At 37.3% G+C, this 21,248-nt stretch carries 17 protein-coding genes and 1 pseudogene; 17 read left to right on the plus strand and 1 reads right to left on the minus strand.

The genetic code is table 11. The features are described 5' to 3' along the window. The first annotated feature begins 449 nt into the window (after positions 1 to 449). The 17 genes and pseudogenes from wecB to galE all read left to right on the plus strand — a co-directional run bounded on the left by wecB (position 450) and on the right by galE (position 19,791). The gene (gene wecB, locus F946_RS14415; protein WP_004983861.1) at positions 450 to 1,580 is read left to right on the plus strand and encodes a non-hydrolyzing UDP-N-acetylglucosamine 2-epimerase; all 1,131 of its coding nucleotides are present in this window, start codon (positions 450 to 452) and stop codon (positions 1,578 to 1,580) included. Between the two features lie 34 nt (positions 1,581 to 1,614). Next, a complete protein-coding gene (gene wecC, locus F946_RS14420; protein WP_004983863.1) occupies positions 1,615 to 2,871 on the plus strand; it encodes a UDP-N-acetyl-D-mannosamine dehydrogenase in 1,257 nt (418 codons plus the stop codon). Positions 2,872 to 3,297: 426 nt separating this feature from the next. Further along, positions 3,298 to 3,399: pseudogene (locus F946_RS17580) on the plus strand (CatB-related O-acetyltransferase); the annotation flags it as partial. A 13-nt stretch (positions 3,400 to 3,412) separates the two neighbouring features. Further along, complete coding sequence (locus tag F946_RS14430) at positions 3,413 to 4,561, plus strand: hypothetical protein (protein ID WP_004983869.1); 1,149 nt, start codon at positions 3,413 to 3,415, stop codon at positions 4,559 to 4,561. Further along, a complete protein-coding gene (locus tag F946_RS14435) occupies positions 4,562 to 5,758 on the plus strand; it encodes an O-antigen polymerase (RefSeq protein WP_004983871.1) in 1,197 nt (398 codons plus the stop codon). Between the two features lie 23 nt (positions 5,759 to 5,781). Further along, complete coding sequence (locus tag F946_RS14440) at positions 5,782 to 6,237, plus strand: serine O-acetyltransferase (protein WP_004983873.1); 456 nt, start codon at positions 5,782 to 5,784, stop codon at positions 6,235 to 6,237. Then, a complete protein-coding gene (locus F946_RS14445; RefSeq protein ID WP_004983876.1) occupies positions 6,238 to 7,377 on the plus strand; it encodes a glycosyltransferase family 4 protein in 1,140 nt (379 codons plus the stop codon). 48 nt (positions 7,378 to 7,425) lie between these two features. Further along, a complete protein-coding gene (locus F946_RS14450) occupies positions 7,426 to 9,240 on the plus strand; it encodes a heparinase II/III domain-containing protein (RefSeq protein ID WP_004983879.1) in 1,815 nt (604 codons plus the stop codon). Continuing rightward, positions 9,237 to 10,448, plus strand: a complete 1,212-nt coding sequence (locus F946_RS14455) for a glycosyltransferase family 4 protein (protein ID WP_004983882.1) — start codon at positions 9,237 to 9,239, stop codon at positions 10,446 to 10,448. The genes F946_RS14450 and F946_RS14455 overlap by 4 nt, the downstream gene beginning before the upstream one ends. Before the next feature lies 1 nt (position 10,449). After that, the gene (locus tag F946_RS14460) at positions 10,450 to 11,058 is read left to right on the plus strand and encodes a sugar transferase (RefSeq protein WP_004983884.1); all 609 of its coding nucleotides are present in this window, start codon (positions 10,450 to 10,452) and stop codon (positions 11,056 to 11,058) included. Further along, on the plus strand, positions 11,055 to 11,714 hold the full coding sequence (locus F946_RS14465) for an acetyltransferase (RefSeq protein WP_004983886.1): 660 nt from the start codon (positions 11,055 to 11,057) through the stop codon (positions 11,712 to 11,714). The genes F946_RS14460 and F946_RS14465 overlap by 4 nt, the downstream gene beginning before the upstream one ends. Positions 11,715 to 11,747: 33 nt before the next feature. Then, positions 11,748 to 12,917, plus strand: a complete 1,170-nt coding sequence (locus F946_RS14470; RefSeq protein WP_004983889.1) for a DegT/DnrJ/EryC1/StrS family aminotransferase — start codon at positions 11,748 to 11,750, stop codon at positions 12,915 to 12,917. 129 nt (positions 12,918 to 13,046) lie between these two features. Continuing rightward, positions 13,047 to 14,921 (plus strand): polysaccharide biosynthesis protein, encoded by a 1,875-nt coding sequence (locus F946_RS14475; RefSeq protein WP_004983890.1) that lies wholly within the window; start codon positions 13,047 to 13,049, stop codon positions 14,919 to 14,921. Positions 14,922 to 14,960: 39 nt separating this feature from the next. Continuing rightward, positions 14,961 to 15,833 carry a UTP--glucose-1-phosphate uridylyltransferase GalU gene (galU, locus tag F946_RS14480; RefSeq protein ID WP_004983894.1) on the plus strand — a complete coding sequence of 291 codons (873 nt, stop codon included), beginning with the start codon at positions 14,961 to 14,963 and terminating at the stop codon, positions 15,831 to 15,833. A 19-nt stretch (positions 15,834 to 15,852) separates the two neighbouring features. Continuing rightward, positions 15,853 to 17,109, plus strand: coding sequence for a UDP binding domain-containing protein (locus F946_RS14485; protein ID WP_004983896.1), 1,257 nt, complete (start codon positions 15,853 to 15,855; stop codon positions 17,107 to 17,109). Further along, on the plus strand, positions 17,106 to 18,779 hold the full coding sequence (pgi, locus tag F946_RS14490; RefSeq protein ID WP_004983897.1) for a glucose-6-phosphate isomerase: 1,674 nt from the start codon (positions 17,106 to 17,108) through the stop codon (positions 18,777 to 18,779). The genes F946_RS14485 and pgi overlap by 4 nt, the downstream gene beginning before the upstream one ends. Next, positions 18,772 to 19,791 (plus strand): UDP-glucose 4-epimerase GalE, encoded by a 1,020-nt coding sequence (galE, locus tag F946_RS14495; protein WP_004983900.1) that lies wholly within the window; start codon positions 18,772 to 18,774, stop codon positions 19,789 to 19,791. The genes pgi and galE overlap by 8 nt, the downstream gene beginning before the upstream one ends. 73 nt (positions 19,792 to 19,864) lie before the next feature. On the opposite strand, the gene F946_RS14500 is transcribed toward galE, so the two are convergent. Beyond that, on the minus strand, positions 19,865 to 21,235 hold the full coding sequence (locus F946_RS14500; RefSeq protein ID WP_004983903.1) for a phosphohexomutase domain-containing protein: 1,371 nt from the start codon (positions 21,233 to 21,235) through the stop codon (positions 19,865 to 19,867). Positions 21,236 to 21,248: the final 13 nt, after the last annotated feature.

Here is a 21,248-nt window from a genome sequence, read left to right on the forward strand (position 1 = left end):
TTTTAAAATCGTTTCAATTAAACAGCATTTTACCGAAGTTCGCTTTGGGGTATATAACAAATTGTAATCAATTTTATAGTAAAGGTTCTTCTCGGCCTATCAATGTTATACATTTTGTGAAGTTTATCGTACTAAGATAGGCAATACATTGCTAAATCGTACTGAAAAATGGAAAAATGAAAGACTATGCTTAGTGTTTGGTAAAAAATCATAACAGAAAATTCATATTTTTCTGGTAGTATTCCCGCCGAAAGATATATTCGTTGAAGAATTATTCAGTAATAATCGCTTTGATTTGAACTGGTAGCTAAATATTTTGATTTAAAGAATATTTGCCTAGCACTTTAATTTTTTATTTAGTTCGAAGCGAATTCTAGTTGCACATGATTGTTAAGGTTTACTATTTAAATTTCTAAAAATCTACTTTCAAGTTATAAGGAAACAATAGAGTGAAAAGAGTATTGCTAGTATTTGGTACGCGTCCAGAAGCGATCAAAATGGCACCTTTGGTATTGAAATTAAAAGAAAATAATAAAGACTTTGAAACAAAGGTATGTGTGACAGGTCAACATCGGCAGATGTTAGATCAAGTCTTAAGCTTATTTCAGCTTACACCTGATTATGATTTAAATTTAATGAAACCTGGGCAAACGTTGTCCGATGTCACAACTGGAGTTTTAAAAGGGTTAGAGCAAGTATTTGGAGAATGGCTTCCCGATGTCGTTTTAGTACATGGAGATACCGCTACGACCTTTGCTGCTTCATTGGCAGCATATTATCACAAAATAAAAGTAGGTCATGTTGAAGCGGGATTACGTACAGGAGATTTATATTCTCCGTGGCCTGAAGAAGCGAACCGCCAGTTGACAGGTGTTTTAGCAAACTATCATTTTGCTCCGACACAATCATCGTATGAAAACTTAGTAAAAGAAAATGTAAGTCCTGAAGATATTATTGTTACGGGTAATACAGTCATCGATGCATTGTTGCAGGTGAAGCAGAAGGTTGAACAAGATCCAACATTAGTAACTCAATTTCAGCAAGAGTTTTCATTTCTTGATGCAGATAAAAAACTTATCTTAGTTACAGGACATCGTCGTGAGAATTTTGGACAAGGCTTTTTAAATATCTGCAAAGCATTGGCTAATTTGGCTAAAAAGCACACCGATATTCAAATTGTTTATCCTGTGCATTTAAATCCGAATGTACAACAACCTGTTAACGAGCTGTTAGCGGGTATCGCTAATATTCACTTGATCGCCCCGCAAGATTATTTGCCTTTTGTCTATTTAATGAATCGCAGTTACCTGATTTTGACCGATTCGGGTGGGATTCAGGAAGAAGCCCCGTCCTTAGGAAAACCCGTGTTGGTCATGCGAGATACAACCGAGCGTCCTGAAGCAGTTGAAGCGGGAACGGTTCGACTGGTTGGCACTGATGTAAATACGATAGAGCGCTCGGTAATTGAGTTACTTGAACAACCTGATCTTTATGGCGAAATGGCTGAAGCACATAATCCTTATGGTAATGGCACAGCATGTCAGCAGATTATTGATTTTCTGAAAATAAAATTAGTTTGATTTTTAACCGTTTAATTTTGAAAAAGTATTGATTATGAGTAATTCATTTAAGCATATTTGTGTCATTGGTCTTGGCTATATTGGTTTACCAACGGCGGCTACATTTGCTGCACATGGTATACGGGTTACAGGTGTAGATGTAAATCAGCATGCTGTAGACATGATTAATCAAGGAAAAGTTCATATCGTTGAACCTGATCTGGATGCTTTAGTCCGTGACGTTGTTGCACAGGGTAAATTGTCAGCTCAATTAACACCTATTGAAGCAGATGCTTATATTGTTGCAGTTCCAACTCCTTTTAAAGATGACTATCAACCTGACTTAAAATACATCGAATCTGCTGCAAAAGCGTTAGCACCATTCTTAAAAAAAGGTAATTTGGTTATTCTTGAGTCCACTTCACCGGTAGAAGCGACTGAACAAATGTCGGCTTGGTTAAGTGAAGCGCGTCCAGATTTAAGCTTCCCGCAACAAAAGGGTGAAGAGGCTGATATTTTAGTCGCGCACTGCCCAGAACGTGTGTTGCCAGGTAAAGTTTTACAAGAATTGATCAGTAATGACCGTATTATTGGTGGAATGACACCACGTTGTTCAAAAGCAGCATGTGATTTGTATAAAACTTTTGTAAAAGGCGCATGTATTGAAACCAATGCTCGTACCGCAGAAATGTGTAAATTGACAGAGAATTCATTCCGTGATGTCAATATTGCATTTGCAAATGAGCTTTCAATCATTTGCGACAAATTAGATATCAATGTATGGGAACTCATCTCGCTAGCAAACCGCCACCCGCGTGTAAATATTTTACAACCAGGTCCAGGCGTAGGCGGGCATTGTATCGCTGTTGATCCATGGTTCATTGTTGCTAAAACACCTGAGCAAGCACGTTTAATCCGGACTGCGCGAGAAGTGAATGATGCAAAACCTGAATGGGTGATTGATCAGGTTAAAATTAAAATCGCTGAGTTTTTACAAGCAAATCCAACTAAAACAATTAAAGATGTGACGGTCGCTTGTTATGGTTTAGCATTTAAACCAGATATTGATGATTTGCGTGAAAGCCCAGCGTTGGAAATTACTAAACAGTTAGCAGAGCAAGGATTAAATATTTTAGCGATTGAGCCAAATATTGATGCCCTGCCTGCAAATATGTCTACTAATGTTCAACTTATCCAGTTGGAAGAGAAGGAAAGAGCTGATATTCATTTAATTTTAGTTGATCATAAAGAGTTTAAGAAAAACTCCTTAAGTGGTCAATATGTTATAGATACTAAAGGTATTATTGTATAACTTGGATAGGTTATGAAAAAGAAAATTCTACAAGAATTATATTACTTCATTTTAGCATCGACGCTATTTCAACTTCCTTTATTAAGGAAGTTGAAACTTATTTTTTTCAAAAAGTACCATAAAGGAAAATATATAGTCAAATTTGGTACTAGTGTTTTAGTTAAACCTGCCCACAGTACATCTAATTCATTCTTTACTTTTGGTAAGGATTTAAAAATAGGAAGTGGAGCATATATTGATTATACGGGCGGAGTAGAAGTTGAAGATAGTGTAACTATTTCTGAGCGGGCTATGGTTTTCACTCATGATCATAATATTGATAAAAGTGATGATTGGCAAAAAGATGGTATAAACCACTCTTCCTTACTTATTAAGCAATATGCATGGATTGGTGCAAATAGTTTAATATTAAGTAAGGTGACTACCATTGGAAAAGGTGCTGTAATAGCTTCAGGAGCTGTTGTGACAAAGGATGTACCTGATTATGCAATCGTCGGAGGTAATCCAGCTAAAGTTATAAAGTATAGAAAAATTTCAAATAATGAATAGTATTCTTGTAAGCTTAATTTTCTATACTTTAGGTATAGGCGGACTTTTTTTTGTTGATATTCTAATTAATCATTATTTTAATGCTGCCGAAATTAAGTTGTGGGTCTTAAATAAATCTTTAATGATGATGGTGGGCCCATTGCTGTTGTTGGGATATAATAATGTTTTTTTAAGATATCCAGAAAAAATTAAACCTACATTAAAATTAACTTTAAGTTCGCTCATTATGTGGTTAATAGCTGGATTTGTTTTTGATAGTTTTTTTCATTTTCATTTCTCCTACGTTTTAATAGTGGGTTTTTCCCTTTCTCTTCTTGTTACTTCTTTATTAAGGGTTGCGAAAGGTAACTTGGTAGCTCAAATTAATCAGTCGCTATGGAAGATCTTCTTATTAATATATGTTTTAATTTCTTGTTATTATGCTAGTTTAAGAGATTTTTATTATATAGCTCTTGCAATCTTTATTTTTCTTCCATCTATATATTATCTATTTTCTTATTTTATTCAACCTAAAGATGTTAGTTCTTTTGAGCTAGATAAAGATAATCATAGCTTTGCTTGGAAAATGTTGGTTTCAGGATTGTTGTTAAATATAGCAACATACTGTGAATTGTTTCTTCTAGCTACATTTTATAATGCAGAATTGGTGTCTACGTATTTCCTATACTTTACTTTATTTACTGCATATGGTGTTTTTTTGGCAGGTTATTTAGGTTTTTATTTGACGCCTAAAATACGAAAGCAACCGGAGAAAACTTTAAAATTTCTTTCTAAAAACAAATATAAGATAAATTTGATTTTAGTAGCTATTGCTATTTTTAATTTTATTATAGGGTATGCGTATTTATCTATGGTTGATGAAGAAATTAATTTTATTTTGGCGGTTTTATTTTTAATTGTAGGAGCTTTAAGGGTATCATATATATTTCCCACCTCTAAAATGGGTGCTTTAGCTAATCCTAGTGATTTAAGGAGTTTTCTTAAACAAAATATAATATTAACTTTTATATATATGATTTTGCTTTCATTTTTAATTTATGAAGATGTTGGTTTATATATTATTGCTTGTTTGGTAATGATAAATTGGCTTTTCCGTGTTTATGTGGCCAATAAAGTTGCTAAACTTGTTAAGGAGGTATAAATGTTTTATTTAGGTTTGTTTTTGGCCTTTATTTCCTCTTTGCCTTGTATGTATTTGGATTGGAAAGCTAAATCACCAATGGTTTTATTTTGGTTTTTAAATATCCCTTTTTTGTATATACCATTTTTCTTCTTTATAAAAGAAGGTCTGTCCCATGAATGGATTTTTATTGTTGCTAGTAATTTTATTATAATTTGTAATTTAATATATTTTTTGCTTGTTTTGTTTTTTGGTGGAAAGAAAGATTATTTATTGGATTTGAGTGAAAAAAAACATAAAAATACTCTTATATACTTTGTTGGTTTTTCTATTCTTTTTATATTTTTTATGAATGGAATTAATTTAGAGTCTTTTTTAGAATCGAATTTAACATCGAAAAGAGATTTAGGTGTTTGGTATATAGTCTTGTTAGGCTTGTCTGCATTTATTTTTTCACAGTTTATCTATGCTTATGAAAATAAAAAGATTGTATTGGGTGTTTTTATTATCTCAATTTTTTTAATTATTTTATTATATTTTAGAAGTCGTTCAATTATAGGTTTATTTTTTCTTCCTTTATTTTTTTATATTTTGTTTTTTGATAAAAGTAAAAGATATCTTTTACTGATCTTTGTCCCTTTTATTTTCATACTTTCACAATTAGTTAAAGCTATACGTTATCAAGGGTCTTTATCAAATAGTTTAGAAGGTGGGGGAGTTAAAGATTCATTTTCAGAAATCCTTGCAAAGAATTTTACTTCAGGAGACTTGTCGATAGTATCTGTATTTTTTCAAGCTATTGAAGAATGTAATATTTCAACTTGGTGTGGCAACTTTACTTTTTTTCAAAAGATTTTCAGTAAATTTTATTTTTGGAAATTTGATGGAAAGACTATTGAGTATGAGCTGTATGATAGCTTTATTACTAGTGGAGTAGGAGGAAGCTTACATCCAACAAGTTATGGCTACTCTTATGCTGATGCGGGCGGTTTTATTGGTGTTATTTATTTTATAGTTTTATTTTTTTCAAGATTTTTAATACATAGATTCTTGTTAACTTCTCATTTAAATTATTTGTATTTTGGTTTTATAATGTATTTTGTTTTATTTTTTTCAAGGGGAAGTGTTTATAATGGATTTGTATTTCTTGTTGTTGTGATGTTGTTTGATATTTTAATGACTCGTTATAGAGTGCTATTGCCTAAACGTAGTTACTGATATGAGCTTGTAAGGAAGTTTTTATGAATGCTATTACATTTTATCGAATATCTAATTGGCTGTATAGGCATAAAATACCTTTCATTCCTTTAATAATAAAGTATTTTATTTTTTTGATTTTTAATAGTGTTGTTCCTTATTCTACTAAGATTGGCAAAGGATCAAAATTCGCTTATGGAGCAATTGGTGTTGTACTGCACTCTAAAACTATTATTGGCGAAAAGGTTATTATTGGTCAGGGTGTTACAGTTGGACGTCAACTTGATCCAGATGGAATTCCTGTAATTGGCGATAATGTATATATTTCAGCTGGGGCAAGGATTTTAGGAGGAATAACTATCGGTAATAATGTAATTGTTGGAGCAAATTCTGTAGTTGTAAAGGATGTTCCTGATAATTCAATTGTGGCAGGTGTTCCTGCAAAAATAATACGTCAAGTTGATACCGATATTTATGAGTTATTAAGGAATATATACTAAATGAAAGTTGCCTTTTTTCAGCCTTATTTGGCAAATTGGAGAATTACCTTCCTAACTAAGTTTATTGAGAAAACTAATCATGAAGTAATTGTTTATGATGGAGGTTTTTCTAGTAAGAAAGATGAAAAATCTGTTACTAATAACAACGCGTCTTTTAATGTTGAAAAGCTGTACTCTTTCTCTCCTGTATTTAACTTTAAAGGGCAAAAATATCCTTTTTATTTTTCTCCTTTTTTGTTTTTTAAGCTGATTAAAGATAAGCCGGATGTAATTATTACAGAAGGTGAAATTAATTTTGTTAACAATATTTTTATCTTCTTATATTGCTTTTTGTTTAAAAGAAAATATGTGTGGTGGAGTTTAGGGAAAGTTCGCACTAGAAAAAAGAATATTATTAATAAGGTATTAGATCCTATTGTTGATTTTTTGTTATATAAAGCAAATTGTATTATGACAAGAACCTCATGGGCAAAGAAATATTATATTGAGGATAAAGGGATACTTCCTAATAAAATTATTGTAGCCCCTAATAGCATGGATGAGGATAAGGCTAGAGCAGAAGTGAATATCTCTTTAGTTAAGGAGCTAAAAGAACAGTACAAAGGTAATATTATTTTATATGTAGGTGCTTTGACTGAAGAAAAAAAACCAAAGGATTTAATTGATGCTTATAATTATCTTATTAAAAATAAATTATTAAATAAATCAACTTATCTTTGGTTCGTAGGTGCAGGACCTGAATCTGAATCTCTAAAAAATTATGTTTCGACATTAGGTTTGCAAGACGATATTGTTTTCTGGGGTAAGGTATTTGATGGGGTAGGTAGCTATTTTCAAGCATCAGATATGGTCGTTGTTCCAGGTTTAGGTGGTTTAGTTATAAATCATGCAATGATTTTTGGAAAACCTGTGGTATCTCGAGTAGCTGATGGTACTGAATTAGACTTAGTAGAAAATGAAATTACGGGTTACCTTTTAGAAGATAATGATATTCAGACTCTTGCTTTGGCAATTAAAAAAACTTTATTGCCCGAGAATTTAATTTTAATGTCTGAAGCTGCAAGAAATAAAGTAGATAGTTTTTGGAATATAAAGACTATGATTTCTAGAGTTGAGGAATGTATTCAATATAAAGGGTAATTATATTCATTATTAAAATCTAAGTGATTGAAAAAGGTAAATGATGTTATGGGTCGAATGGTGAAAGCTCAGACAGCCCTTGCTTTAGGACTGTTTAATTTGTTGAGAGTGTTTAAGTATCGTGCAGGTGTAAAGACAGGATTAAATCCTGTACAAAAACTGACTGCACAATTACCAACAGGCTGTTTCTTTAGTCAGAATAGTCTATCTCAACAGGCTGATTTACCAATCAATTATACTTTGACGGCTTTTGGATACTTAAAGTATCCATTGGCTGGACAGCTTCCCAATTGGTTCTATAGCCCTTTAACCCAACATACCTTTCAAAATACAGAGAAGGCGTGGTATCAAATTCCAGATTTTGATGGAAATGTTGGTGATATTAAAGGCATTTGGGAGGCTTCTCGTTTTGACTGGCTAATAGACCTTGTGCTACACGAGCGTCAAGTGAGAGATGGGCAAGCATTGGTTCAGCTTGATTTATGGTTGAATGATTGGTGTGAGAAGAACCCTGCTTATTTTGGGCCGAATTGGAAATGTGGGCAGGAAGCATCCATCCGTGTCATGCATATCATTACGGCACTCATCGGTTTAGAGCAAGAGCAGCATCCGCATGACAATGTCTGTGCATTTATCGAGGCACATTTAAAGCGTATTGAACCTACAATTGATTATGCCATTGCTCAGGATAATAATCATGGAACATCTGAGGCAGCTGCATTGTATATTGGTGGAGCTGTTCTAAATCTTTGGAAACCTAAGCCTCAATATCAACAATGGCAGGCATTGGGTGAGAAATGGTTGCTGAACCGTGCAAGCAAGCTCATTATGCAAGATGGTGGTTTTAGCCAATATTCGATTAATTACCATCGAGTGATGCTGGATTCTTATTGCTTAGCTGAAATCGTCCGCCAAAAGTTCGAATTAAAGCCTTTTTCAGGACAACTATACCGTCAATTGCAGAAAGCGACAGACTGGTTATATGTATTAACCCAAGCTGATGGGGATGTCCCTAATTTAGGTGCCAATGATGGTGCGCGACTGATTCCTGTAAGCCAAACGGATTATCGTGATTTCAGACCAACAGTTCAGTTGGCAAGTACCTTATTCCATCAACATAGTTATTATCCAGAACCAGATTCATATGATGAAAGTCTAGCGTTCTTTCAAATACAAAAATTGAAGCAACAAAACTTTGAGCTACCTTCGCGAAATCAATTTTTTAATGAAAGCGGCTTGATTAGTTCTCAAAATAATAACTTCTTTATTGCATTCAAATTACCGAAATTCAAATTTCGTCCAAGTCAATGTGATGCGTTACATCTGGATGTATGGTTTAAAGGGCAAAACCTTTTACGTGATGGTGGAACTTATAGTTATAACTCCACAGTAGAAGATTTAAATTATTTTTCTGGCGTAGCCAGTCACAATACTGTTGAGTTTGATCAGCATCAACAAATGCCGCGTTTAAGCCGCTTTTTATTCGGTGCATGGCTGACGCCAAAGGAATTAACGTATAACGCTAATGAATTTGGTTGTGGTTATCAAGATTATTGGGGTTGTACACACCGCCGTAAAATTTCATTAACAGATAATGCAATTAAAATAGCAGATAATATCTCTGGTTTTCAGCAACAGGCGATCTTACGTTGGCGTTTACAGCCAGATCATTGGACTCTTGAGAACAATGTTCTAAGTAATGGTCAAATAGAGATTATTTTAGAGGCTGAGCATCCGATCACTCTTCGTTGGAGCGAAGGAGAGGAGTCTAGGTACTACTATCAAAAGAGCAAAGTGCCTGTTCTAGAAGTAATTGCTACACAAGCGACTACAATTTTTACTGTAATTAAAGATTTAACATGAAAATTTTATATTTCCATCAGCATTTTTCAACACCTAAAGGGTCTGCAGGAATCCGTTCTTATGCTATGGCTCAATCGCTCATTCGTAATGGTCATCAGGTGACGATGGTTTGTGGCTCTTTTGGTGCAGGCCAAACGGGATTAACTCAGCCGTTTAATAAAGGCGTACGACGTGGTATGGTCGATGGGATCGATATCATAGAATTTGAACTGCCTTATTCAAATGCGCTTTCTTTTCTCAAGCGTATTTTAATTTTTTTAAATTTTGCTTTCAAATCGATCAAGGTTGCTTTGACTGAACAATACGATGTTGTATTTGCGACAACAACACCCTTAACGGCGGGTATTCCGGGTATTTTTGCCAAGTGGTTTCGACGCAAACCATTTGTTTTCGAAGTCCGGGATCTATGGCCAGAGCTTCCTAAAGCGATGGGTGTGATCAAAAATCCAGTGGTTTTATGGATGATGTCTGTGCTTGAGTGGACCTCTTATCATTCAGCTGATCGTTTAGTGGGGCTTTCTCCTGGTATTGTAGATGGCATAATTAAACGAGGGATTGCCCCTGAAAAAGTAGCCTCTATTCCAAATGGTTGTGATTTAGATATTTTTGCATCTGAACATCAAGCATGGCGACCTGAGGGCGTTCAACCAACTGACCTCATGGCAATTTTTACTGGGACACATGGCTTGGCCAATGGTCTTAATGCCGTGCTAGACGCAGCAGTTGAATTGAAAAAACGTCAAAGAACAGATATTAAATTGGTTCTCGTTGGTGATGGCATGCAGAAAAAAGCATTGCTTGAACGAGCGGTTGAGCTTCAATTGGATAATGTGATTTTTCATAATCCCGTTAATAAAGCAAAGTTGGCAGGTCTTATGGCCAGTGCGGATATTGGGTTACAAATTTTAGCTAATGTCCCTGCCTTTTATTATGGAACCTCACCGAATAAATTTTTTGATTATATTTCAGCAGGCTTGCCGGTTTTAAATAATTATCCGGGTTGGTTAGCAGAGTTAATTACTAAAGAACAATGTGGTTTTGCTGTACCCCCAGAGAATCCTCAAGCGTTTGCTGATGCCTTGGAACAGGCAGCGAATCAGCGCGAAAAATTGATTGAAATGGGCAGAAATGCTCAGCAGGTTGCCAGAGAACAGTTTAATCGTTCTATTCTTTCGCAGAAGTTTTCTGATTGGGTTGCAGGAGCGTAATATGCTTAAACGTTTACTGGATATCGTTATTGCTTCAATTGCTTTGGTATTACTTTCACCCTTATATTTTTATGTGGCGCATAAAGTAAAAAAGAACCTAGGCTCGCCGGTCTTGTTTCGTCAGGTTCGTCCAGGTTTGCATGGCAAACCGTTTGAAATGATTAAGTTTCGTACCATGAAGGATGCACTGGATGAACAGGGCAATCCCTTACCAGATAGTGAGCGTTTAACAGCTTTTGGCAAAATGTTACGTTCAACCAGTCTGGATGAAATGCCTGAGCTTTGGAATGTGATTAAAGGGGATATGAGTGTTGTGGGACCACGTCCCTTACTGATGGAATATCTACCCTTATATAACAAAGAACAAGCCAAACGTCATGATGTACGTCCAGGTATGACTGGGCACGCACAGGTCAATGGGCGTAATGCGATTAGTTGGGAACAAAAATTTAAACTAGATACATGGTATGTGGAAAACAGATCATTGTGGTTAGATTTTAAAATTATGTTGCAAACAGTGAAGAAGGTCATTGCTAAGGATGATATCAGTGAAGCTGGAGAGGCGACGATGACAAAATTTACAGGCTCAAAGTCGGAAGATAATACATGAGTCGTCTTGTCTATGCGATTTATGGAGCATCGGGTTGTGGTCGTAGTTTAATGCCTGTGGCACGACAACAATTACAGCGTTTAGGTGTTTCGGCGGAGATTTATTTTATTGATGACAGTCTACAAGAACAGCAGATTGTAAATGGACATATTGCATTAAATTACCAGTCTTTTAAAAATTTAAATGCTGCTCAAAAGTTTGTACTGATTGCCATTGCAAATAGTCAAATTCGTGAAAAGCTTGCTAATCAGCTCGTCATGGATGGTCTTCAATTGTGGACTGTCCAAGCTGATAATGTGGTAATGATGGACAATATTGAAATAGCGGAAGGAGCAGCACTAAGCCCTTTTGTTTCAATTACATCAAATATAAAAATCGGCAAATGTTTCCATGCCAATTTATACAGTTATGTCGAGCATGACTGTATCATTGGTGACTACGTTACCTTTGCTCCAGGTGTAAAATGTAATGGCAATATTCATATAGAAGACCATGCCTATATCGGTACTGGCGCTGTGATCAAACAAGGCACACCAGATAGACCATTGGTAATTGGTAAAGGTGCAATCGTTGGTATGGGTGCAGTAGTGACCAAAAGTGTTCCCGCAGGTGTTACCGTCGTGGGTAATCCAGCCCGAATTTTAGAGAAAAAATAAAGATTTTTGTAAGAATTTAACTAGGAAATAAATATGTTAAACACTGCATTTGAACCATGGCCAAGCTTTACGCAAGAAGAAGCAGATGCTGTATCTAAAGTACTGTTGTCGAATAAGGTAAACTATTGGACGGGTCAAGAATGCCGTGAATTTGAAAAAGAATTCGCAACATTTGCAGGAACACAATATGCAGTGGCTTTAGCAAATGGGACAGTAGCGCTTGATGTTGCATTAAAGGCTTTAAATATTGGTGCCGGTGATGATGTTATTGTTACTTCGCGGACATTTTTAGCTTCTGCAAGCTCAATTGTGACTGCTGGCGCTAATCCTATATTCGCAGATGTTGAGTTGGATTCACAAAATACTTCGGCTCGGACTATTGAAGCGGTACTTACACCAAATACTAAAGCGATTATTTGTGTCCATTTGGCAGGTTGGATGTGTGATATGGATCCAATCATGCAACTTGCAGCGGAGCGTGGTTTGCATGTGATTGAAGATTGTGCGCAAGCACATGGCGCACAATATAAGGGCAAACCTGCGGGTTCTATTGGGCATATTTCTGCCTGGTCTTTCTGCCAAGATAAAATTATGACTACTGGCGGTGAAGGCGGTATGGTCACCACCAATGATGAAGCGTTGTGGAAAAAAATGTGGTCTTATAAAGATCATGGTAAAAACTTCGACAGTATTTATAACAAGCAGCATCCACCAGGTTTTCGTTGGCTACATGACTCTTTTGGTACCAACTGGCGTATGATGGAAATGCAAGCGGTCATTGGTCGTATTCAATTGAAAAAAATGACTGACTGGACTGAAATTCGTAATCAAAATATGCAGCGCATTTATTCAGCATTTGAAAAGGCCCCATATATAACCATTTTTCAGCCTTCGAATGATTATGTGCATGCCGCTTATAAGTGTTATGTTCAAGTAAATGTAGATCAATTACCGGAAGGGTGGTCTCGCGATCGTATTATGAATGAAATTGCTGAATTAGGTGTTCCTTGCTTTAGTGGTTCTTGTTCAGAAGTGTATTTAGAGCATGCTTTTGACAATACGCCTTGGCGTCCTGCTCAACGACTTCAGAACGCACAAAAACTAGGTGAAAGTAGTTTAATGTTTTTAGTTCATCCAACTTTGAGTGAAGATAGTATTAATCAAACTATTTCTGCTATTGAACAAGTACTTACTAGAATTTAAATGTTCTGATGTAAAGTGAATGTTTCGGTTTTGCATTCACTTTACATTTTTACATTTGTTTGTGGGTAGCAAATAACTTAAAAACACATTTAGTTTACTTATATAAATAGCATAGAGAAGACTCACCCTGTGAAATCAGTCATTCTGCCTTTGGTTACATCGCCACGATATGCCAAACAATTATTTTTAATCCTTTTGGATTTTTTAGTTTTTCCTGTCTTGATTTGGTTGAGCTACGCATTACGTGAATTTAACCTAGGGGCAGAAGTTGTTCCTAATATCTCATTCGGATCACTCTGGGTAAGTGTTTTAGCAATCACTATGTTATTGATTTGTGGAACATATCATTTTATTGTTCGTACATTCAATGAGGTGTTCTTTACACGCTTAGCGATTGCAACAGGGTTAACCGTTCTTGGACTTTTTGGGCTGGCATATTGTACAGAGGCTTTTATTCCGACATCGATTCCTTTGATGTTTGGTTTCTTCATGTTTTCCTGGGTTTGGTTTAGCCGTGGTGCTATTCGATTTATTGTGCGGGCATGTTTGCAAACTGATATTCCAAAAAGAAAAATCGTGATTTATGGGGCCGGATATGCAGGCCAACAAATTGCGGCAATGTTGAATCGTTCAGATGAACATTTTCCTTTATTTTTTATTGATGATGAACAGTCGTTATCAGGGCAAATTATTGGTGGCTTAAAAGTTTATAATGCTGAACATGCGCTTAAACGTCTGGAAAGAGAAACAGTTGATGAAATTCTCATTGCTTTACCATCTGTAGGGCGTACGCGAAAAAGTGAAATTGTTCAATTTCTTGAACCTGCACATATTAAAATTACAGAAATCCCGGGGCTTACAAAGCTTGTAGATGGGGATATTAAAGTCTCAGACATCCGAGAAGTAGATATTATTGATTTACTTGGACGTGATCCAGTTCCACCGATCCCCGAGTTATTGGCCAAAAATATTCAACATAAAGTAGTGATGGTCACAGGGGCAGGCGGTTCTATTGGTTCAGAACTTTGTCGACAAATTATTAAGAATAATCCGCAGAAATTGGTTATTTATGAGCTTACTGAATTTGCACTGTATAGTATTGATAAAGAGTTACGTCTTAAGTCACAAATAGAAATTATTCCAATTTTAGGAACAGTCCTCGACGAAGCTAAACTTGAGCGTGTGATTGAGCAGTATAATGTACAAACTGTATACCATGCAGCGGCTTATAAGCATGTTCCATTGGTCGAGTGTAATCCAATTGCAGGACTAAAAAATAACTCTATTGGTACAGCCTTTAGTGTGAATGCTGCGATTAAAAAAGGTGTAGAGACTTTTGTGCTGATTTCAACAGACAAGGCTGTTCGTCCGACCAATGTAATGGGAGCGTCTAAGCGAATGGCTGAGCTTTACTGTCAAGCGATGGCAGAAGCGCAGCAGCAAACTCAAATTAGTATTGTCCGTTTTGGGAATGTATTAGGTTCTTCAGGCTCCGTTGTTCCTCTGTTCAAGCAGCAGATAGCAAAAGGTGGCCCAATTACAGTGACTCACCCTGACGTGACGCGTTATTTTATGACGATTCCAGAAGCATCACAGTTAGTCATTCAGGCTGGTGCTTTGGGTACAGGTGGAGACGTTTTCTTGTTGGATATGGGGGAACCTGTCCGTATTCAAGATTTGGCTCGCCAAATGATTGCACTCAGTGGTTTGAAAGTTCGTGAAGAAGACGCAGATATTGGTGATATTGCTATTGAGTATGCTGGACTCCGCCCAGGCGAAAAGTTGTATGAAGAGTTGCTAATTGATCATGAAGATACACAGTTAACTGAACATAGTCGGATTTTACGTTCTTTTGAAAAGCATTTTTCTTTAGATGAATTATTGCCGATTTTCGAACGCATTTATGGCTTAACTGCAATTGATCAAGACATTGACTGGGCATTAGCTCAGTTAGAACATTATGTCGATGGTTATCAACGTAGCAGTGAAGTTAAGGTAAACTAAGCTTTAATGATTTAATGAACGCAAATGTCTGGATCTGTGATGACAATTAAAAAAGCCATTCTTCCTGTTGCGGGTCTTGGCACCCGTTTTTTACCTGCAAGTAAGTCCATTCCGAAAGAGATGGTGACAGTCGTTGACCGCCCAGCGATTGAGTACGTTGTGAAAGAAGCTGTCGCGGCGGGTATAGAGCAGATCATTTTAGTCACACATTCATCTAAAGCATCGATTGAAAACTATTTTGATCGTAACTTTGAGCTTGAAACAACGCTCGAGCAGAAGCAAAAATTTGATTTACTCAAAGAGATTAAGGATATTCTGCCTCCACATGTCAGCGTAGTAAGTGTGCGTCAGCCACAACCCTTAGGACTTGGACATGCAGTTTTATGTGCAAAGTCGATTGTGGGGAACGATGATTTTGCTGTGCTGTTACCTGATGTTCTAGTTAAAGATGCTGATCCAACTAATGATTTGAGCTTAATGATTCAGCGTTTCAATGAAACACATGCTTCACAAATTATGGTTGAAGCGGTGCCTGATCATTTGGTCGATCAGTATGGTATTGTTGATGTAGCTTCTGTACCCAATGAAGGTCAAAGTGTAGTGATGCAAGGTATTGTTGAAAAACCAGCAGTGAGTTCAGCACCTTCTAATTTATCTGTGGTCGGACGCTATATTTTGCCCGCTGAGATTATGCAACTTTTGGAACAAACACCGAAAGGTGCTGGCAATGAAATTCAATTAACTGATGCAATTGCCATGCTACAACAGTCCAATACAGTTGAAGCCTATCGTATGAAAGGCCAAACCTTTGACTGCGGAAGTAAACTGGGTTATTTAAAAGCGGTTTTGCATTATGGGGTTGATCACCCGACTTTGGGTGATGCATTTAAAGCGCTTATCCAAGAGCTTTAATGATCAGCGGGAAACTCTTATGAAAGTTGCAGTATTTGGACAAACCCTGTATTCAGGTGTTATGGCAGCATTGTTGGCTGAGTGTGGACATCAGGTCTTTTGGTGCGATGTTTTAAAAAGACCTGCCTCAGAGCAAGCCTATACACAAGATGATGCTGTGATCAATCTACTCCGTAAACAAGAAAAAAGTGGATTTCTGCAATACTGCAATTTTAATGCTATTCCTCTCGATATTGATGCTTACTTTTTTAGCCTGAGTCCGACAGAAGAATCACAAGGCATTGAAATTCTAAAAGAGCTCAAACAGCGTCCTATTATTCATCCTAAATTGATGATCAATGCATCGACTTTGGGTTTACATGGCACTGAGAAATTTGAAAAAATCTTAGCGGATGATGATTGGGTGTATTTGCCTGACGTAATCCAAGAAGGTAATGCTTTACAAAGCTTCGTGCAGGCAAAACAACTGACAGTTGGTTGTTCAAGTGCAACGAGTCAAATTAAAATTCGAGAGTTACTTCGTCCTTTATTTCCAAGAGAACAGCACTATTTGTTTATGCCCGTTCTGGATGCTGAGTTTACTAAGCTCAGTGTTTCAGGCATGTTGGCGACCCGTATTAGTTATATTAACGATTTAGCTGTGGTGGCTGAGAAGCTAGGTATTGATATTGAGCATGTACGTCAAGGTTTGGCGGCGGATAGTCGAATTGGTGCTTCCTATCTCTATCCGGGAGCTGGCTTTGGCGGTGAAAATTTCTCTCACGATGTTTTAACATTAGCAAATACTGTTTCAGGTACTGGAGCGAAGAGCCAGTTATTGGCACAAGTTTGGGATATCAATGAGCAGCAAAAAGAAATTCTATTTCGTAAATTATGGAATTATTATCATGGGGACTTAGCGGGTAAGGTTGTTGCGATTTGGGGGGCATCATTTAAAGAAAACACGTCTCGCATTCAGCAGTCTCCAATTCATGCCATGTTAAAAGCGCTTTGGGCACAAAATATGGTGGTCAAATTGCATGATCCTCAGGCATTGGCAGAAATTGAAAAACATTATGGGTATCGAGAAGATTTGATTTACTGTACCGATCAATATGAGGCCGTTGAGGGAGCACATGCTTTGTGCTTATTAACTGCTTGGAAGCAGTACTGGAGCCCTAATTACCCAGAATTACTCAAAAAAATGCAGCACCCACTGATTTTAGATGGTCGAAATATTTATGATCCATGCTATGTCAAAGCTCAAGGCTTTGCCTATCAGGGAGTCGGGAGATGAAGAATAAAAAGAAACCATATCCCGTTGAAGATATTAATACAGCCATTGCCCGACTGCAGGGCTTGAAAGATTATTTTGAACAGCATCATCTGAATGATCTTTTTGCAGATGATTCGACTCGTTTTGAGCAGCTCTCTGTCGTATTAGAGCCGATTATTTTTGATTTTAGTAAACATCGTATTGACCGAACGGCAGTTGATTCTTTAGTGCAGTGGGCGCAGGCACGAGATTTAACCAGTTGGATTAAAACCTTATTTTCAAGTACAGCGATTAACTATACTGAACAGCGCTCAGCCATGCATTGGGCTTTACGTTTACCGCAATACGATCAACAGCATCAGGATATTGCGGATCAGGTTCATGAACAACTACAAAAAATGTATGCATTGGTCAACAAAATTCACGAGGGCCAATACCGGGGGGCGACGGGTGAGGTGATTCAAGATGTGGTGAATATTGGTGTGGGGGGGTCTGACTTAGGACCGCTGATGGTCAGCCATGCATTATCTGACTTTAAAAAATCGACACAAAAGCCTTTAAATCTACATTTTGTTTCAACAATAGATGGTAGTCAGCTTTCAGAGCTTCTGCATAAGCTGCGTCCAGAAACAACCTTGTTTATTATCTCATCAAAGTCATTTGGTACGATTGATACACTCTCCAATGCTCAAACGGTACGTCTGTGGCTTGAAAAAGCATTAGGCCAAGAGGCTCAAACCTTAAAGCACCATTTTATTGGCGTATCGACCAAGCCCGAAAAAATGACTGCTTGGGGGATCGCGCCTGAGAATCAATTTTTATTGTGGGATTGGGTGGGTGGCCGTTATTCTTTATGGTCGTGTATTGGACTTCCAATTGCTTTAACTATTGGGGTGGATGGGTTTAAGCAGTTTTTAGCGGGCGCTTATGCGATTGACCAGCATTTTCAACATGCCCCTTTTCAGCAGAACATTCCTGTTTTGATGGGGCTTTTAGGTGCTTGGAATAATAACTTCTTAGACATTCAGACACATGCGGTACTACCTTATGATGGTCGGCTCAAATACTTTGCTTCATATCTACAGCAGCTTGAGATGGAATCGAATGGAAAGTCGATCCAACGCAATGGTGAAAAGGTTGAATGGGATACTTGTCCGATTGTATGGGGAGAGGTTGGGCCGAATGCACAACATGCATTTTATCAACTGTTGCATCAAGGGACTCATTCGGTGAGCTGTGACTTCATTGCGCCGATACAACGTTATAACGCAAATCAGTTTACCTATGTGGACAATGCTGAGGCATTGATTGAGCAACATCATTTAGCACTTTCCAATTGTTTAGCACAGTCACGTTTATTGGCATTTGGTAATCAAGCGCTGGATCAAAGCGAAGTGGCTTCTTTACCTGAATATAAAAAATATGAGGGCAACCAGCCTAGTACAACTATTTTAATGCAAGAGCTGAATCCTTATAGCTTGGGTATGCTGATAGCTATGTATGAACATAAAGTATTTGTACAGTCTGTACTTTGGAATATTAACCCTTTCGATCAATGGGGCGTTGAAAAGGGCAAGGAAATTGCCAACCAGTTACTACCGATTTTAAATGGACAACAACAAAATTTATCTACTTTAGATGCTTCGACTCAGGGTTTATTAAAAATTTTATTAGGAAAAAGAGATGGCTAATATTTTAGTGACTGGTGGGGCAGGTTATATCGGTTCACATACCTGTGTTGAACTCCTTGAAGCTGGACATGATGTGATTGTGCTCGATAACCTTTCAAATAGCTCGGAAGAGTCATTAAAACGTGTTCAGGAGTTAACTGGAAAAACGCTTAAGTTTATTCAGGGCGATATTCGTAATCAAAATGATTTGGATCAAACTTTCTCTGCAAATCAAATTGATGCGGTGATTCATTTTGCAGGGTTAAAAGCAGTAGGTGAAAGCCAAAAAATCCCATTGAAGTATTTTGAAAATAATATTTCGGGTTCGATTAGCTTGGTCAAAGCAATGCAACGTGCCAATGTCTTTAATTTGGTATTTAGTTCTTCAGCGACAGTTTATGATGAAGGGAATATTTCACCTTTGGATGAAACGATGCCAACAGGTATGCCGTCCAATAATTATGGTTATACTAAGCTGATTGTTGAACAATTATTAGAAAAGCTTTCTATTGCTGATGAGCGTTGGTCAATCGCACTTTTACGCTATTTTAATCCAGTTGGCGCACATAAAAGTGGTCGTATTGGCGAAGATCCTCAAGGCATTCCAAATAACTTGATGCCTTATGTAACGCAAGTTGCGGTTGGTCGTCGTGAAAAACTTTCAATTTATGGTGATGATTACGATACGGTTGATGGTACGGGTGTTCGTGATTATATTCATGTCGTTGATTTAGCAAATGCACATTTATGTGCTTTAAATAATCGACTAGCCGCTCAAGGTTGTCGTGCGTGGAATATTGGTACAGGTAACGGTTCGTCTGTTCTGGAAGTGAAAAATACTTTTGAGCAAGTGAATGGCGTGGCTGTTGCTTATGAAATTGCGCCACGTCGCTCAGGTGATGTGGCAACATCTTTTGCGAATAATGCTCGAGCGGTGAGTGAACTGGGATGGAAACCAAAATATAAACTAGAAGATATGTTGGCAGACAGTTGGAATTGGCAGAAGTTGAATCCAACAGGCTACAAAGCATAGTTTTCTACAATATTTTTCCGCACAATAAAAATAGGCACTAAAAGTGCCTATTTTTATATTTAAAACCGAGAAATTAATCTTGAATCAACTGCGTCAATTCATCAACATAGTCTTGCATCGGCTTTGGATGTTGATCTAAACGAGTTTCAATATTTAAACGTAATAATGGTTCGGTGTTGGATGCGCGTACATTGAAACGCCAAGCACCAAAATCTAAACTTACGCCATCTGTGTGGTCAATACTTGGATTTTGATCTACGAAATGGTCAAAAAGCTTGTGAATCGTGACTTGAGTATCTGCGACTTTAAAATTGATTTCCCCAGAGCAAGGGAATTTAGTGATCATCTCTTCAACCAATGAGGACAATGATTGTCCAGTTTCAGACAGTACAGAAATAACCAACAACCATGGAATCATTCCACTATCGCAATAAGAAAAATCGCGGAAATAATGGTGTGCAGACATTTCGCCGCCATAAACGGCATTGTGTTCACGCATTTTGTCTTTAATAAAGGAATGTCCTGATTTCGACTGAACAGGGATGCCTTGATATTTCTCTACGACATCAAAGGTGTTCCAAATCAGACGTGGGTCGTGGACAATTTTTTCGCCTGATTGTTTCAATAAGAAGGCTTGTGCTAAAAGGCCAACAATATAATAACCTTCAATGAATTGGCCTTTTTCATCAAACAGGAAACAGCGGTCGAAGTCACCATCCCAAGCAATACCCATATCTGCGTGATGTTCAAGCACAGCATGGCGTGTGCTATCACGATTTTCAACTAAAATTGGGTTAGGAATACCATTCGGGAAGGTACCATCTGCTTCATTATGAATTTTTATAAATTCAATAGGAATATTCAGTTGTTTGAATTTTTCTTCAATTGCATCAATGACATGACCTGCGGCGCCATTTCCCGCATTCACGACCAATTTTAATGGGCGGATTTTAGCAGGATTAATATATCCCATAAGGTGTTCAATAAACTCAGGCAGAATATTATAAGGTGTGGTTGAGCCTTTTTGCGTGAGTTCTACAAATGCCCCTGATTCTGCTAAGGCTTGGATTTCCGCCAGGCCGCTATCTGCACCAATAGGGCGCGCTTGTTCACGAACCAATTTCATCCCATTGTAATCCATAGGGTTATGGCTCGCCGTAATCTCAATACCGCCTTGAACATCTAGGTGAAAGGCGCCGAAATAAACCTCTTCTGTACCTGTCATACCAAGATCAAGGACATTCACCCCAGCATCATTTAGACCCTGAATGGTGGCTTGTTTGAGACCTTCACTAGTTAAACGAATATCACAACCGATGACAACAGTTTTGGGATGATAAATTTGTCCATAGGCACGGCCAATTTTATAGGCAATTTCTTCATTCAGCTCTGTCCCGAGCTTGCCACGAATATCATAGGCTTTAAAGCAGGTAAGTTGCGACATATGCGATTCTCTA

The organism is Acinetobacter johnsonii ANC 3681 (assembly GCF_000368805.1).
Taxonomy (GTDB): Bacteria; Pseudomonadota; Gammaproteobacteria; order Pseudomonadales; family Moraxellaceae; genus Acinetobacter; species Acinetobacter johnsonii.